The organism is Streptomyces sp. NPDC057565 (assembly GCF_042801455.1).
GTDB classification, from domain to species: domain Bacteria; phylum Actinomycetota; class Actinomycetes; order Streptomycetales; family Streptomycetaceae; genus Streptomyces; species Streptomyces yanii.
In genome coordinates this window covers 59,230-73,827 of the sequence record NZ_JBHVFU010000008.1, presented here as the reverse complement: position 1 = coordinate 73,827, position 14,598 = coordinate 59,230, and the positions used below count along the sequence as shown (strand labels likewise).

Here is a 14,598-nt window from a genome sequence, read left to right as displayed (position 1 = left end):
CCGGATCAGGCCGGGTGTGCGAGGCAGACGGGTCACGGGCGCGCGAGCACACCTCCGGTCCCCCTGGTCCGAGCCGGCACGGGGGAGAGAGAAGGCGTGCGGGCGCGGCCTACTGCCGCAGGACGCAGAGCCGGGCCAGAGTCGCCTGGCCGCCGCCGGTATCGCCCCTCAAGGGTTCCGCGCCCACCGGACCGGACGGGCCCGGCACCGCGCGGGGCGTGCAGGTGAGAGGCGCCGTGTCACCGGGATCGGTGACGGCGTGGTCCGCCGGGGGGCGAAGACGGTCCACGGCGTGGTCGACCACCTCCGTGTGGCCGCCACCGTGGTCGGGCGCTCGGTCCGCGCTGTGCTCCGCCACGGCGTGCGAACAGCCGTCGACGGCCGCGTGCACGGGCAGAGTGGCGAACCCCGGCCCGTGCAGTGCGCCCACCAGATGACAGGCGACCAGCAGGAGCAGGGCGAACAGCAACGCTGCCCGCACCGGGCGCCTCACCGCCCCGCCGCTCATCCCCTGAATCACACACCTAAAGTAGTCGATCACTCACGCATAGTCACTTTTTGGCTTCGGCAACACTTCCTTCGGCGGGCGAAGCCCCGCACCTCGGGAAAGCGCCGGGTCACATGAGCCAGTCCGGCCCGAACCGGCCCGCATGGACGAGGTGGGCAAGCGCCCTTGATGCAGCCTCTGTCTGCGTGGGCCTGCAGATGTGACAGCCATCGGCGACGCCGGCCCGGACCACCGCCCGAAGGGAGGGCCCGGGTCGCGCGACCACGGCACCACTCCTTCGGGCACGAGCGCCCGGCAACGGCCGCACAGCCGGAGAAACCCGAGGTGGCACGGCCTTCGACCGATGCGCCAAACGTATGTGTACCACCCATGAACGGCACCGAAGTGATCTTCTTCGGAAATCCGGGCACATCCTGCGTACAACCCTTGTGCCCCATGCGCTGTCAAACACGGCGCCGGACAAGGAACGGGCCCTTTCCGGACACCCCCGTGCCCCCCGAGCAAGCCCGGCCCTTCGTGAGCCAAGGAGCCGCTCATGCGCAAGCACCGCTCGGCCGCCGTTGCCGCGGCATCGTTTCTCCTCGTGACGGGGGCGGCCATCGCCGCCGCCCCGTCCGCGTACGCCGGGACCCCCGGCGGCACCCACGCCAACGACCGCAACACCGACTTCAACGGCGACGGCTACGACGACGTGCTCGTCGGCGCTCCCGGTGCGGCCGTCGGCGGGCACAAGGGCGCGGGCATGGTCACCGTGCAGTACGGCGGCCCCAAGGGCATGGGCACCTCCCACGTCAGGGCCTTCAGCCAGAACACCTCGGGTGTGGCCGGCGCCGCCGAGGCCGGCGACGGCTTCGGCAAGACGCTGGCCACCGGCGACCTGGACGGCGACGGCTACGACGACGCGGTCGTCGGTATCCCCGGCAAGGACATCGGCACCGTCTCCAACGCGGGCGGCGTCGTCGTCCTGTGGGGCACGCCGAAGGGGCTCGTCGGGTCGGTGAGCAACTGGCTGCAGGCCGACGAGCCCACTGCGGGCGGCAAGTTCGGCGCCTCGCTCGCCGCGGCGCGGTTCTCCGACACCACCCCGGGCGACCTGCTGGCGGTCATGGACTCGGTCGGACTGACCACGTATCAGTTCGAGCCGGCCACCGAGCCCAGCGCGAAGCGTGCCGGCCCGCAGATGCGGCAGCCCGTACAGAAGTCGCGTACGACGCTCTCCGCGCCGTCGAAAAAGGTACGCACCGGGTCGGCCGCCGCCGAGGCGCCGGGCATCCGGCCCGCGTCGATGACGACCGGCGACTACGACAACAACGGCTACGCCGACCTGGTCGTCTCCGGAACCAGCGTCGGCGGCGAGCCGGGGCACGGCTGGTCGTACATCCTCCCCGGCACCGCCTCCAACGACGAGCCACTGCCGGTCACCGCGGTACGCGGCGGCCCGGTCGTCGCCTCCGGCGACATCAACGGCGACGGATACGACGATCTGGCCACCGGTGAGCCGCACAGCCCGGACGACGGCGGTGAGAGCATGACCGGCGGTCTGGTCGGCGTCTACTACGGCAGTGCGGCCGGCCCCGCGGGTCGGGAGGGCCCGGGCACCCCGCCCGTCTGGTGGACCCAGAACTCGCCCGGTGTACCGGGATCGAACGAGCGGGGCGACGGCTTCGGCACCGACCTCTCCATCGGAGACACGAACAAGGACGGATTCGCGGACCTGGCGATCGGCATCTCCGGCGAGGACGTCGGCAACGTCGCGGACGCGGGCGCCTTCACGGTGCTGCGCGGCTCGGCCCGTGGGCTGACCGCCACCGGCGCGCTGTCGGTGACACAGGGCACCGCGAAGGTCCCGGGCACCGTGGAGAAGGGCGACAAGTTCGGCGGCCAGGTCTCCTTCACCGACCCCAACGACGACGGCCGCTTCGGTCTGCTCGTCTCGGCGCCCGGCGAGAACACGAACGACGGCTACGTCTGGGTCTTCTCCGCGAGCACCGGCGGCCTGACGACTTCCGGTTCGTGGAACTACGGGGCGAGGGCCTTCGGTGGTCCGTCACTCGACGCGCTGTACGGGGCGGCGATCGACGACTGATACGACGCGGGCGGGCGCTCGTCCCGCCCGCGCCCGATTCACCGGTGCCCCGGCAGCCTTCGGGGCACCGGTGCTTTCACGGAAGTCCGGATAGCCTCGGACCCATGGACGTGTTCCTGCCGCTCCTCGCGGTCGTCGGCGGCCTCGCCGCGATCATGGGCTTCTTCACCTGGCTGGCATTCCACGTCCGTCGCCGCGGTACCGCAGGCGCTGCGATCACCGCAGCCCTGGCCTCCTACGACGAGGCGTTCCGGGTGACTGCTCACGAGGCGCACCACGAGATCCGGGCGCAGGCCGAACGGAAGGCGCCGATCCTGTCGCCCGGCGATCACTGGCGGCGGAACCCCGACGAAGGAAGCCGGCCCGGCGCGGGGAACCGCCGGCCGCGTCGGGCCCGCCCCCGCCGAGGGCTGCGGGGTCTCGGCCGCCGGGTCGGCCGCCCGAATCCCCGCCGCTGATCGTCGGCGCGTCGGAACTCTATGAGCTGACGCGGCACACCTGGCAGGATCCGGTGCGTGACGAGCGGTGGGACGGCCGAGCTGTTGCTGAGCGGCATCGTGCTGATCGGCGCCTCGGTGCAATGGCTCACGGGGATGGGGTTCGCGCTCATAGCCGTGCCCGCCCTGGTGCTGGTGCTGGGCCCGGCCGAGGGCGTGGTGCTCGCGAACTGCGCGGCCGGTGCGATCAGCCTGGTCGGGCTCGCGGGCGGCTGACGGCAGGTACGCCCGGCCGCGATGGTGCCCCTGGTCGTGGCGGCGGCGTGCACGGTGCCGGCCGGGAGCTGGGTGGCGGCCCGGTTGCCGGAGCCGGTGTTGCTGGCCGGCATGGGGGCGCCGGTGAGCGGGGCCGTGCTGCTGGTGATGGGGGGTGTCCGGATGCCCGCCCTGCGCGGGCCCGGAGGGGCGGTGGCCGCGGGTGCCGTGGGCGGGTTCATGAACTCGTCGGCGGGCGTCGGCGGCCCGGCGGTCTCCTTGTATGCCGTGAATGCGGGTTGGACAGTGCGGGAATTCGTGCCGAACGCCCAGTTCTACGGGGTGGTGGTGAACGCGTTCTCCGTCGCCGCCAACGGCGTTCCGCAGCTCAGCGCTCCCCTCTGGCTCCTGATCACCGTCGGCCTGGCGGCAGGCGCTCTGATCGGGAAGGCGCTCACCGAGCGGGTGCCGGAGAAGCGGGCCCGACTGCTGGTCCTGCTGCTCGCACTCGGCGGTGGGATCACCACCCTGGCCAAGGGAGTGTGGGCGCTCTGACGGTCGGGCCACTGCCCGGATCCGCCCACGGATGATCTTCACGGACCGCCGTCCGGTCGGCAGGGCCCTGTCGAACAGGCGGCGGTCACGGGATATCTTGATATCAAGCAATGTTGCAGACGTGGAGCGGAGCACCCGGTGACTGACTCGACCATCATCTATACGCACACCGACGAGGCCCCGGCCCTGGCGACGTATTCGTTCTTGCCTGTGATCGAGGCGTACGCCTCGACGGCCGGGGTCACCGTGGAGAACCGCGACATCTCCCTGGCCGGGCGGATCGTTGCCGGCTTCCCGGAGCACCTCGACGAGAACCAGCGCATCGATGACGCTCTCGCCGAGCTCGGTGAGCTGGCCAAGACGCCCAGCGCGAACATCATCAAGCTGCCGAACGTCTCGGCGTCGATCCCGCAGATGAAGGCGGCCATCGCCGAGCTGCAGCAGCAGGGCTACGCGCTGCCCGACTACCCGGACGACCCGCAGACGGACGAGGAGAAGGACGTCCGCGCGCGCTACGACAAGATCAAGGGCAGCGCGGTCAACCCGGTCCTGCGCGAGGGCAACTCCGACCGCCGTGCCCCCGCGTCGGTGAAGAACTACGCCAAGACGCACCCGCACCGCATGGGCGCCTGGACGGCCGACTCGAAGACGAACGTCGCGACGATGAACGCCGACGACTTCCGCTCCACCGAGAAGTCCGCCGTCATTGCCGAGCCCGGCTCCCTGCGGATCGAGCTCGCCGGTGACGACGGCACCACCACCGTCCTGCGCGAGTCGGTACCCGTGCTCGCGGGCGAGGTCGTCGACGCGTCCGTGATGCGGGCGGCGGCCCTGCGCGAGTTCCTCGAGGCGCAGATCGCCCGCGCCAAGGCCGAGGGTGTGCTCTTCTCCGTACACCTGAAGGCCACGATGATGAAGGTCTCCGACCCGATCGTCTTCGGTCACGTGGTGCGCGCCTTCTTCCCGAAGACGTTCGCGAAGTACGGCCAGGCGCTGATCGCCGCCGGTCTGTCGCCGAACGACGGCCTCGGCACAATCCTGAACGGCCTGGACGGCGTGCCCCACCTGGGCGCCGAGATCAAGGCGTCCTTCGAGGCCGAGCTCGCCGAGGGTCCCGCCCTGGCGATGGTCGACTCCGACCGCGGCATCACCAACCTGCACGTGCCGAGCGATGTCATCGTCGACGCGTCCATGCCCGCCATGATCCGCACCTCCGGCCACATGTGGGGCCCGGACGGCAAGGAGGCCGACACCCTGGCCGTCCTTCCGGACAGCAGCTATTCGGGCGTCTACCAGGCCGTCATCGACGACTGCCGGGCGCACGGCGCGTTCGACCCGTCGACGATGGGCTCGGTGCCGAACGTCGGTCTGATGGCGCAGAAGGCCGAGGAGTACGGCAGCCACGACAAGACCTTCGAGATCGCCGCCCCGGGCACGGTCCGCGTCGTCGACGGTTCGGGCAACGTGGTGCTGGAGCAGACGGTCGCCGCCGGTGACATCTTCCGCATGTGCCAGACCAAGGACCTGCCGATCCAGGACTGGGTCAAGCTCGCCGTCACCCGCGCCCGCGCGACCGGCACCCCGGCCGTGTTCTGGCTGGACGAGGGCCGCGCGCACGACGCGACGCTCATCGCCAAGGTCAGGACGTACCTCGCCGACCACGACACCGAGGGTCTGCAGATCGAGATCCTGTCGCCGGTCGAGGCGACCGCGTTCTCGCTGGAGCGCATCCGTCGGGGCGAGGACACGATCTCGGTCACCGGCAACGTGCTGCGTGACTACCTGACCGACCTCTTCCCGATCCTGGAGCTCGGCACGAGCGCCAAGATGCTCTCGGTCGTCCCGCTGATGAACGGTGGCGGCCTGTTCGAGACCGGCGCCGGTGGCTCCGCTCCCAAGCACGTCCAGCAGCTGGTCAAGGAGAACTACCTGCGCTGGGACAGCCTGGGCGAGTTCCTCGCGCTCGCGGTCAGCTTCGAGCACCTGGCGCAGAAGACGGGCAACGCGCGCGCCCAGGTGCTCGCCGACACCCTCGACCGCGCCACCGGCACCTTCCTCAACGAGGACAAGTCGCCGAGCCGCAAGCTGGGCGGCATCGACAACCGCGGCAGCCACTTCTACCTGGCCATGTACTGGGCCCAGGAGCTGGCGAAGCAGACCGCCGACGCGCAGCTCGCGGAGGCGTTCGCCGGTCTCGCCAAGACGCTGACCGAGCAGGAGCAGACGATCGTCGACGAGCTCATCGCGGTGCAGGGCTCGCCGGTCGACATCGGCGGCTACTACCGTCCGGACGCCGCCAAGGCGTCGGCCGTCATGCGCCCGTCGGCGACGTTCAACGAGGCCATCGCCTCCCTGGGCTAGTGCCGTGACCGGCAATGCTTGCCCGACGGGGCAAAGCTTGCCGGGAGGGGCACCGACCCTCGGCAGTCGCCGGTCCCCGCGAAACCCGCGGTGACCGTTCCGCCCCGGCCGCACATGCGGCCGGGGCGGTCCCGTCTGTGGCCGCCGATGCGGGCCCTCCCGGGTGTGACGGGTGCGGGTCTCACAGGTCTCGGCGGTGCACGGCGATCGTTGCGATCACCACCGACACGAGAGGCCAGGCCGCGAAGGTGATCCACGCTCCGCCGAGCGTCGCCGGGTAGTGCGAGACGAAGACGTTCGTCATATCGACCTGGGCCAGGCGTCGCCAGGCGGTGAGCGGCATGGCGTGCAAGACGTCGGCCGACCAGCGGTGGCTCTCGTTGAAGAACGAGGGGAGGAAGAAGAGCACCAGCACCGTGCCGACCACGGTGGCCGCGCTGTGCCGGATCAGGACGCCCATGCCCATGCCGATGAGGGCGCAGACCGGGGCGAACAGGGCGGCGGCCGCGATGAACCGCAGGGCGCCGGGGTGGGTGATCGAAAGGCCGATGTGCCGTCCGGACAGGATCGCCTGGCTGAGGCCGAACGACGTCCCGGCGACGAGGATGCCGTATCCGAACATGACCGCCGTCAGCACGCACGCCTTGGCTGCCAGCACCGCGCGGCGGTCGGGGACGGCCGCGACAGTGGTGCGGACCATCCCGGTGGCGTACTCGCTGACGATCACGATGGCGCCGACACTGCTCGCGACGAGCATCAGGATGTCGGCGGCGATCATGGTGAACGAGGCGTTCAGCGCTGTCTGCACGTACCTGGACGCGGTGTCGCCGGCGGTGAAGTGGTCGTAGGTGTATTTCGCGGAATTGAGGTTGGCGCCGATGATGGTCAGGGCGCTGAGGCCGAGCACCCATGGAGTGGAGCGCAGCGACCAGAGTTTGATCCACTCGGCGGCGAACAGGTCATGGAACCGGCCCCGGAGCTCGGTGGCGGTCCGGGGTGCGTCCGGGGCAAGGGTCAGGGTGGTCATCGGTGCTCTCCTGCGAGGTATTCGACGCTGTCGGCGGTGAGTTCCATGAACGCCTCCTCCAGGGAGGCGGTGCGGGGGGTCAACTCCTTCAGCAGGATCCGGTGTTCGAGGGCGAGTTCACCGATCCGGGCCGCGTCGGTACCGGTCACGGTGAGCGTGCCGTCGTCGCCGGGGTGCACGACGGCGCCCGCGGCGGTCAACGCGCCGGTCAGCGTGGCGGGTTCGGACGTACGGACGGTGACGCTCACCCGAGTGGCACGGGCGGCGAACTCCGCCACGCTCTCCGCGGCGATCAGCTTGCCGCGACCGATGACGATCAACTGGTCCGCGGTGTTCTCCATCTCGCTCATCAGGTGGCTGGAGACGAACACCGTCCGGCCCTCGGCCGCGAGGCGGCGGAAAATGCCTCGCACCCACAGCACTCCCTCCGGGTCCAGCCCGTTGAGCGGCTCGTCGAACAGCAGCACCGGCGGATCGCCGAGCAGCGCGGTCGCGATGCCGAGCCGCTGCTTCATACCGAGCGAGTACCCGCCGATCCGCCGGCCGGCCGCGTCGGCCAGCCCGACCTCGTGCAGCACCTCCTCCACCCGGCTGCGCGGGATGGCGTTGCTGCGGGCCAGGGCGTGCAGGTGGGCGCGGCCGCTGCGTCCGCCGTGGACATCGCTCGCATCGAGCAGCGCGCCGACGTGGCGCAGGCCGCGCGAGCGGTCCCGCAACGGGCGGCCGTCGACCGTGGTGGTGCCGCTGGTGGGGTCGTTGAGCCCCAGAACCATGCGCAGGGTGGTGCTCTTGCCGGCGCCGTTCGGGCCGAGGAACCCGGTGACATGGCCCGGGCGGACAGTAAAGGTGAGGCTGTCGACCGCAGTGGTGCGGCCGTAACGCTTCGTCAGTTCGTTGACTTCGATCACGTGGCCAACGGTGCCGCGGAGGGGCCCGGCGGGCATCAAACCAGAACTGACACTCGGTCGCGGCATCCGTCAACCCTGGTTGTACACCCCTGGTCCGATGCCCGAAGGCGAGCGCCTGGTTACGCTCACCGCATGTCCGTGAAGCCGCCCCTGCTGAAGCGCGTGTCACCGGGCGCGTGGACGGCCCTGGCCTGGTGCGTTTCGGTGGCGTACCCCTCCGTCGTGCTCGGCGCACGACCCGACCACCGGCCGGTCACCTCCTCCGACACGGGCCTCCTCCCGCAGCACCGGGACTGGGTGACCATCACGCTCGCCACGCTCGTCGCGTTCACCGCCGCCGCTCTGCTGCGCCGTCGGCCTCTGGTGGCGACCGGTCTGCTGATCGCCGCCACTGTCGCGGAGACGGAAGCGTGGCGCTCGAACGTGCAGCTCCCGCCGACCGCTCTGCCGGCGGTCGCTGTCGCCCTCTGCCTGGTCACGGCCACCTGCCCGCGCCGGACGTCGCGCGCCGCCGCAGCCATGGTGGTCGGCGTCCTGTTCGGCCATCTGGCCCTGCTGTCCGAGATGGGCGGCGGGCTGTTTCTCACCGGCACCACCATCGGTGCCTCGGACGGTGGCCTCCTGGTGGTCGTCATCGCCTGGCTGGTGGGCCGCTCGATGCGTCAGTCCCGGGAGCACGCCGAGACGTTGGGCGCTCGGACAGCCGCGCAGGCGGTCACCGCAGAACGGCTGCGGATTGCGCGCGAGATGCACGACACGGTGGCGCACAGCATCGGTATCGTCGCCCTGCAGGCCGGTGCGGCGCGGCGGGTCATCGACAGCCGGCCGGACCGGGCGCGCGACGCGTTGGCCGAGATCGAGGCCGCCGGGCGGGAGACGCTGGCGGGGCTGCGCCGCATGCTCGGCGCCCTGCGCCGGGCCGATCAGGAAGCAGGATCGGAGGTGACCGCGCCGCACCACATGTCGGGCCTGGCCGACCTCGACCGGCTGACCGCCGCGACGACGGCCGCCGGTGTGCGGGTCGATGTCCGGTGGCACGGCGAGCGGCCCCCGCTTCTGCCGGAGATCGACCTGGCGGCCTTCCGCATCATCCAGGAGTCCGTCACCAACGTGTTGCGTCACGCCGGCGCCCGCTCCTGCCAGGTGTCCATCGACTGCCGGAATGCGGACGAGGTGGCCATCGAGGTCACCGACCGGGGCAGTGGCCACAGCAGCATCCCGGGCAGCGGTTACGGCCTCGCGGGACTGCGCGAGCGGGTCGCCCTGCTGCACGGGGAGTTCCACGCCGCCCCCCGGGCCGACGGCGGCTTCCAGGTGTCGGCCCGGCTGCCCGTGGCGGGAGGAGCATGATGACCGTCCGCGTCGTGCTGGCCGACGACCAACCGCTGGTCCGGGCCGCCCTGGAGATGGTCATCTCCGAAACGCCGGACGTCGAGGTCGTCGGGGAGGCCGCAACCGGCGCCGAGGCGGTCCGGCTGGCAGAGGAGCTGGACCCCGACGTGGTGGTGATGGACATCCGCATGCCGGGCATGGACGGCATCGAGGCCACCCGTCTGGTCACCGCGGGCTCGGGGGATGCGCGTGTCGTGGTGCTCACCACCTTCGACGACGACGATTACGTCTACGCCGCACTGCGCGCGGGTGCGTCCGGTTTCCTCGTCAAGGACATGGCACTGGACGACATCCTCGCCGCGATCAGGGTGGTCGCCGCCGGGGACGCCTTGATCGCGCCGAGCGTCACCCGCCGGCTGATCGCCGAGTTCGCCGGACGGCGCGAGCCCGCCCCCGTCCCCGCGGCGCGGCAGCTCGGCGGCATCACCGACCGAGAACGGGAGATCCTCACCCTCGTCGGGCGCGGCCTGTCCAACACCGAGATCGCCGCCGAGCTGGTCATCAGCGTGGCCACCGTCAAGACGTACGTGACGCGGCTGCTCTCCAAGCTCGACGCCCGCGACCGCGTGCAGCTGGTCATCCTCGCGTACGAGACGGGCCTGGTGACGCTGCCCCGCTGAGCAGTGCACCCGTCGTCGTGCTCACCCAGAGCGCCGCGTCCTCCTGCTGCGCCCGGTCCTGCCACGCCGGCGCACAGTCCTCCTCGAAGGCGACCTCGCCGAGATCGGCGACCTCGACGGTGATCCCCTTGGTGGCCGTGTCGTCCTGTGCGGGGCGTGTAGCGCGCTCTTCGGAAGGCGTTCGACCGCCCGGGTCCCGATGATCGGGATCGCCGGGATGCGAAGTCGCTCAGGGGTGCATTCGCGCGCCCTTGAGGGCCTTGTCCACCGCGTTGCGCGGCCCGTAGACGGCCATCCCCACCAGATCGAGCTGGTCCCTTCCCACGGCCCGTACCGCTGCCCGGTTGTCCCGGTCGTTGCCCGTGCTGAACAGATCCGAGGTGAACACGGCTCTCGGCAGCGAGCGCGACAGCACACGGCCGTGCGCAGCGGTCAGCATCTCCTTCGTTCCTTCGAAGACCAGCACGGGCTGGCGGAACATCGGCAGGTACGCAGTGTCGTCGGCGTCCGTGTACGGCTCGCCGATCACCTCGGGTGACGCCGTGCCGAGCCCGCTGAGCAGGAAGGCGGTCACATTCAGCCGCTGCCAGGACTCAAGATCCTCCCGCAACAGGACAGCGATCTTGGTGTCGAAGCGGACAGGCACATCTTCATTGCCCGCACCGGTCTCAACCCCGGTTCCGGCCTCGGTCTTCTCGTCGGTTCTCATGCTTCGAGACTCCAGGGTCCGCGCCCTCTCCGTCTTGTACGTTCTTTGCGTGACGCCCCGGCAGGAGATCTCCGCTTGGCGCCCCCCAGTCGCGGGCGTCGTGGAGGTTTTCCACGCACACTTCACCGAGCACGCGTACCCCATGCACGTCCACGATGCCTGGACGTTGCTGATCGTCGATGACGGCGCGGTCCGCTACGATCTGGACCGCTACGAGCGCGGCACCCCGAGCGACACCGTGAGTCTGCTCCCGCCACAGATCCCGCACAACGGCTCACCGGCCACCCCTCACGGCTTTCGCAAGCGCGTGGTCTACCTCGACACGACACAACTGGACGAGAGCCTCATCGGGCCGGCGGTGGACGGTCCGGACCTCACCGATCCCGTGCTGCGCAGACGCGTCGGACAGCTTCATACCACTCTCGCGAACCGGGGGGACGAGTTCGAGGCGGAGAGCCGTCTGGCCTTCATCGGCGAGCGACTGCGCACGCACCTGCGCCCCGGGCCGGCCCTCGGTAGCGCGGGCCCCGACCGCGACATCGCCCGGAGCCTGCGTGACCTTCTCGACGAGCGCCTGCTCGAAGGCATCACCCTGGAAGAGGCCGCGCGCCTGGTACACGCCCACCCCACGCATCTCGTACGAGCCTTCAGCGGCGCCTTCGGCATCGCCCCTCACCAGTACGTGATGTCCCGTCGCGTCGACCTGGCCCGCCGTCTGCTGCTCGACGGACAGCCGGCGGGCGAGGTGGCGACCGCCGTCGGCTTCTACGACCAGTCCCACCTCACGCGGCACTTCAAGCGGGTCGTGGGCATCACCCCGGGCCGGTACGCCCGAACCGGGACCATCCGCTGATGGTGGACCGTCCGCGCATGCCGCCACGCCACCCATGCCCCCATGAAAACGGCCCCCTCGTTCGAGAGGACCGTCCAATCCACCTTTCCCGAAGTTGGCTCAGTAGCCGCCGTAGCCGCCGTAGATGCCAGGTGTGGTCACCAGGACGATGGCTACGGGGCCGTAGCCATAGCCGTTGTCGTACCCGTACCCGTACCCGTTGTCGTACCCGTACCCGTACCCGTAGCAGTTGTTCCACCAACCGCACCAGTCGTAGGAATTGCTGGCCACGGAGGTCTCGTGGGCAGGAGCCGCCGTGGCCGTACCCGCCGCCCCGACAGCGGCGCCACCAGCCAGCATCACACTGGCGGCTACTACAGCGAGAGAACGCTTGAGATGAGGTGCTCGCATGAGTCTTTACCTTTCCTTCCACCACTGAAGATCGAAGGGTGGACGGGCACAGCGCACGCGGAACATGCGGCGCGGTTCGCAGAGGTCACAGCGCGAAGCGGAAGCACGTCTCGCGGGATGATCGGCTCCCACCCTTGGGGAACCTTGCCGCCCAGGGGCGCGCCCCGGTTGCAACTCTCACAACCATCACGTTAATAGCACCTGCCCCGTCCAGCATCTTGAACAGAAATCTCCTCGAACCCGCAGGTCAGCAGCCGACGGCCAAGCCCGAGCCCGTGACGTCCGACCTGGCACCCTCCCTCTTCGACGGTGACGCCCCGAGGCCCACACCACCCGCATGGAGCAACGGCAGAGAAACAGAGAGGCAATCTCGTTGCGGGCTGCAGAAGAGCCGCGCAGTGAGAGTCGACCGTCTATCGAGTCACCCTGGGCTGAAGCGCGCTGCGGGCTCACTCGCGATCAACGTCCCTGACCCGCGTGTCACCGTTTTCGGATGCAGTGGCCCCGTCCGCGAGACCGGCCCATGCCCAAAGCACCCGCGTCGGCCCCGCCGCAGGCTGACGCTGTCGGCGGCGTCGGCCACCGACGGCGCTCCCTCGTCCGCGGCTTGGTCAGCTCGGCACTTCAGTGCTGTCCGGACGCCGTCCGTTCATCAAGGTCGGCCGCCGAACTGCCAGTTGTGGACCTCGATGTCGGCATACCGGTCCGGGGCCAGGACGGCACGTGCCGTGTCCGGGTCCGGCGCCCGGACCAGCGCCGCCGTACCGAGCCAGGTGGTGCCGTCGTCGGACAGCAGCGGCCCGTACGCGATCAACTCGTCCCGGTCGGGCGGCACGACGAGGTCGACGGCCTGCCCCATGCCGAGGCCGAGCACCAGGTACCGGTTTCCACCGGCGCGGCCACCGGGGAAGTCCCACATGGTGCGCCCCAACATGTTGCGCCATCGGCGCAGCAGCACATCCCGGTACACACCGGCCTGGTAGCCGGGCTCGTCGAAGGCGAACGCGCGGGCGGCGGCGGGATCCGGCAAGTCGACGATGTGCACGCTGCCGGTGGGCGCGTCACCGTCGCCGGTGAGGGTCGGGCCGCGGGCGATCATCTCCTTGTCGTACCGATCCATGTAGGACCAGTGCTGTTCCAGCAGCTCGTTGCGCAACGCCACGGAGTCGGGCCGATCGCGATGGTAGCAGAAGAACTCCATGCCCACATTCTGAACGATCACTCATCCACGCGAACATCGAATTGAGCAGCGCTCCTTGGTACGCGCGGCGATCCGGCGTGAGCACCCCGCCCACGTCGGAGAGAGGTACGGGAAAGGAGTGGCGGGGCGTTGACGGGTACTCAGACGTGTTGACCACCGGCGCGGTTACTCTTATCGTTCTTCGATAACATCGATATTCGATATGGGGGCGGTTGCTGATGTCCGCTGAGGTAGAGAGATCCAACGGAGCCGAGCTGCCGGACGGGCCGCCGTCACATGACGACCGCGCCGAGGCCAGGCTGCTGGAGCCGGTCGCCACCGTGGTCCGGGGCGTCTACCGACTGTTTCTCGCGGTCCTCATCGCCGGCACCCTGGCACTCCTGACCGGCACCAAGCTGAGCCAGATGTGGGGCGGTCGGTACGTGTGTGCCGAGTCCCGCTCGGATTTCAGCGGGGACGGGTTCAGCCGCCTGTTCCGACCCCATGCAGGGGCCGAGGTCATGGCCCGCCCGTCGTACTGCACTGATCACCCCGACAGTGCCCAGCGGCTGTTCGACTTCCTCGGCGGCTTCCCCTCGTGGCTGCTGGTCCTGGGCATCCTGTTCCTGCTCAACCGCTTGATACACGGCGCGTCCCGCCAGGGCGTCTTCACCGTACGGACGGCGAAGCACCTGCGGCTCGCAGGCTGGTGGCTGCTGGTTGGCTGCCTGGTCGCAGAGGTGGTGGAAGCCGCCGCGCACGCGGCGCTACTGGCGACCCTGGCCCAGGACTACACCTTCAACGCGGACAGCTGGGGGGAGAACTGGCAGGCGCCCTACGCACTCGTCTTCACAGCCCTGGGCATCCTCACGTTCGCTCGCATCATGCGCGCCGGGGCGGACATGCGGGAGGATCTGGAAGGAACGGTGTGATGGCGCCGGACGACCACGACAGCCACGCGATCGAGGTCCATCTCGACCGCATGCTCAGCAAGCGCGGCATGACCCTTGCGGAACTCGCGTCCCGGGTCGGGGTGACCAACGTGAACCTGTCCATCCTGAAGAACGGCCGGGCCCGCGCGATCCGCTTCACCACGCTGACCCGCATCTGCGAGGTCCTCGACTGCCAGCCGGGCGACCTGCTCACGTACCGGAGCACCGAACACGAGCGCGGGCGCCCGCCGACAGCCCCGTGAGGCGGGCCGGGCCGACGCCGCGGTCTCGTGGAAGACCAGCGGCAGCCCCCGCCATGATCCGTCGGCCCGGGTGACGGGCGTACGCCGCACCCCCGGAGCCCCGTGAACCGGACCGGCCACAG

Annotated in this window: 14 protein-coding genes and 1 pseudogene; 9 read left to right on the top strand and 6 right to left on the bottom strand. The window is 70.2% G+C overall.

The genetic code is table 11. From position 1 onward, the window contains the following. Positions 1-109 precede the first annotated feature (109 nt). Positions 110-508 (bottom strand): hypothetical protein, encoded by a 399-nt coding sequence (locus ACFU8W_RS18315; protein WP_384037985.1) that lies wholly within the window; start codon positions 506-508, stop codon positions 110-112. Between the two features lie 535 nt (positions 509-1,043). On the opposite strand from ACFU8W_RS18315, the gene ACFU8W_RS18310 reads away from it, so the two are divergent. The 4 genes and pseudogenes from ACFU8W_RS18310 (at position 1,044) to ACFU8W_RS18295 (ending at position 6,202) form a co-directional block, all read left to right on the top strand. After that, positions 1,044-2,594 carry an esterase gene (locus tag ACFU8W_RS18310; RefSeq protein WP_384037982.1) on the top strand — a complete coding sequence of 517 codons (1,551 nt, stop codon included), beginning with the start codon at positions 1,044-1,046 and terminating at the stop codon, positions 2,592-2,594. Positions 2,595-2,698: 104 nt separating this feature from the next. Continuing rightward, a complete protein-coding gene (locus ACFU8W_RS18305) occupies positions 2,699-3,052 on the top strand; it encodes a hypothetical protein (protein ID WP_384037979.1) in 354 nt (117 codons plus the stop codon). Between the two features lie 135 nt (positions 3,053-3,187). Further along, positions 3,188-3,841 (top strand): annotated as a pseudogene (locus ACFU8W_RS18300) (TSUP family transporter). Between the two features lie 138 nt (positions 3,842-3,979). Beyond that, the gene (locus ACFU8W_RS18295; RefSeq protein ID WP_384037976.1) at positions 3,980-6,202 is read left to right on the top strand and encodes an NADP-dependent isocitrate dehydrogenase; all 2,223 of its coding nucleotides are present in this window, start codon (positions 3,980-3,982) and stop codon (positions 6,200-6,202) included. 181 nt (positions 6,203-6,383) lie between these two features. On the opposite strand, the gene ACFU8W_RS18290 is transcribed toward ACFU8W_RS18295, so the two are convergent. Together ACFU8W_RS18290 and ACFU8W_RS18285 are read right to left on the bottom strand one after the other, a co-directional pair. Further along, the gene (locus ACFU8W_RS18290; RefSeq protein ID WP_384037973.1) at positions 6,384-7,229 is read right to left on the bottom strand and encodes an ABC transporter permease; all 846 of its coding nucleotides are present in this window, start codon (positions 7,227-7,229) and stop codon (positions 6,384-6,386) included. Continuing rightward, a complete protein-coding gene (locus ACFU8W_RS18285) occupies positions 7,226-8,137 on the bottom strand; it encodes an ABC transporter ATP-binding protein (RefSeq protein WP_384037970.1) in 912 nt (303 codons plus the stop codon). Before ACFU8W_RS18285 ends, ACFU8W_RS18290 begins: the two co-directional genes overlap by 4 nt. A 132-nt stretch (positions 8,138-8,269) precedes the next feature. Between ACFU8W_RS18285 and ACFU8W_RS18280 the strand changes: the two genes are divergently transcribed. Beyond that, positions 8,270-9,487: a sensor histidine kinase gene (locus ACFU8W_RS18280; protein ID WP_384037966.1), complete on the top strand. Its 1,218-nt coding sequence runs from the start codon at positions 8,270-8,272 to the stop codon at positions 9,485-9,487. Beyond that, on the top strand, positions 9,487-10,149 hold the full coding sequence (locus ACFU8W_RS18275) for a response regulator (protein ID WP_384038411.1): 663 nt from the start codon (positions 9,487-9,489) through the stop codon (positions 10,147-10,149). Before ACFU8W_RS18280 ends, ACFU8W_RS18275 begins: the two co-directional genes overlap by 1 nt. A 229-nt stretch (positions 10,150-10,378) precedes the next feature. Here ACFU8W_RS18275 and ACFU8W_RS18270 read toward each other — a convergent pair whose 3' ends face one another. Further along, positions 10,379-10,858: a DUF2000 domain-containing protein gene (locus ACFU8W_RS18270; RefSeq protein WP_345511249.1), complete on the bottom strand. Its 480-nt coding sequence runs from the start codon at positions 10,856-10,858 to the stop codon at positions 10,379-10,381. On the opposite strand from ACFU8W_RS18270, the gene ACFU8W_RS18265 reads away from it, so the two are divergent. After that, positions 10,857-11,711 carry an AraC family transcriptional regulator gene (locus tag ACFU8W_RS18265; protein WP_384037964.1) on the top strand — a complete coding sequence of 285 codons (855 nt, stop codon included), beginning with the start codon at positions 10,857-10,859 and terminating at the stop codon, positions 11,709-11,711. The two genes, ACFU8W_RS18270 and ACFU8W_RS18265, sit on opposite strands and share 2 nt — an antisense overlap. Before the next feature lie 99 nt (positions 11,712-11,810). Here ACFU8W_RS18265 and ACFU8W_RS18260 read toward each other — a convergent pair whose 3' ends face one another. Beyond that, positions 11,811-12,101 carry a hypothetical protein gene (locus ACFU8W_RS18260; RefSeq protein WP_384037961.1) on the bottom strand — a complete coding sequence of 97 codons (291 nt, stop codon included), beginning with the start codon at positions 12,099-12,101 and terminating at the stop codon, positions 11,811-11,813. 652 nt (positions 12,102-12,753) lie between these two features. Then, entirely contained in the window at positions 12,754-13,302 is a 549-nt protein-coding gene (locus tag ACFU8W_RS18255; RefSeq protein ID WP_384038408.1) for a YciI family protein, read from the bottom strand. 218 nt (positions 13,303-13,520) lie between these two features. Here ACFU8W_RS18255 and ACFU8W_RS18250 point away from each other — a divergent pair, with 218 nt between their 5' ends. Both ACFU8W_RS18250 and ACFU8W_RS18245 read left to right on the top strand, forming a co-directional pair. Continuing rightward, positions 13,521-14,213: a hypothetical protein gene (locus tag ACFU8W_RS18250; RefSeq protein WP_384037958.1), complete on the top strand. Its 693-nt coding sequence runs from the start codon at positions 13,521-13,523 to the stop codon at positions 14,211-14,213. After that, on the top strand, positions 14,213-14,476 hold the full coding sequence (locus ACFU8W_RS18245; protein WP_384037956.1) for a helix-turn-helix domain-containing protein: 264 nt from the start codon (positions 14,213-14,215) through the stop codon (positions 14,474-14,476). The genes ACFU8W_RS18250 and ACFU8W_RS18245 overlap by 1 nt, the downstream gene beginning before the upstream one ends. Positions 14,477-14,598: the final 122 nt, after the last annotated feature.

Coding starts and splice junctions, on each gene's coding strand:
- ACFU8W_RS18290 (WP_384037973.1), bottom strand. CDS start 7,229: ATGACCACCCTGACCCTTGCCCCGGACGCACCCCGGACCGCCACCGAG.
- ACFU8W_RS18260 (WP_384037961.1), bottom strand. CDS start 12,101: ATGCGAGCACCTCATCTCAAGCGTTCTCTCGCTGTAGTAGCCGCCAGT.
- ACFU8W_RS18310 (WP_384037982.1), top strand. CDS start 1,044: ATGCGCAAGCACCGCTCGGCCGCCGTTGCCGCGGCATCGTTTCTCCTC.
- ACFU8W_RS18255 (WP_384038408.1), bottom strand. CDS start 13,302: ATGGAGTTCTTCTGCTACCATCGCGATCGGCCCGACTCCGTGGCGTTG.
- ACFU8W_RS18280 (WP_384037966.1), top strand. CDS start 8,270: ATGTCCGTGAAGCCGCCCCTGCTGAAGCGCGTGTCACCGGGCGCGTGG.
- ACFU8W_RS18305 (WP_384037979.1), top strand. CDS start 2,699: ATGGACGTGTTCCTGCCGCTCCTCGCGGTCGTCGGCGGCCTCGCCGCG.
- ACFU8W_RS18250 (WP_384037958.1), top strand. CDS start 13,521: ATGTCCGCTGAGGTAGAGAGATCCAACGGAGCCGAGCTGCCGGACGGG.
- ACFU8W_RS18245 (WP_384037956.1), top strand. CDS start 14,213: ATGGCGCCGGACGACCACGACAGCCACGCGATCGAGGTCCATCTCGAC.
- ACFU8W_RS18275 (WP_384038411.1), top strand. CDS start 9,487: ATGACCGTCCGCGTCGTGCTGGCCGACGACCAACCGCTGGTCCGGGCC.
- ACFU8W_RS18315 (WP_384037985.1), bottom strand. CDS start 508: ATGAGCGGCGGGGCGGTGAGGCGCCCGGTGCGGGCAGCGTTGCTGTTC.
- ACFU8W_RS18270 (WP_345511249.1), bottom strand. CDS start 10,858: ATGAGAACCGACGAGAAGACCGAGGCCGGAACCGGGGTTGAGACCGGT.
- ACFU8W_RS18265 (WP_384037964.1), top strand. CDS start 10,857: ATGCTTCGAGACTCCAGGGTCCGCGCCCTCTCCGTCTTGTACGTTCTT.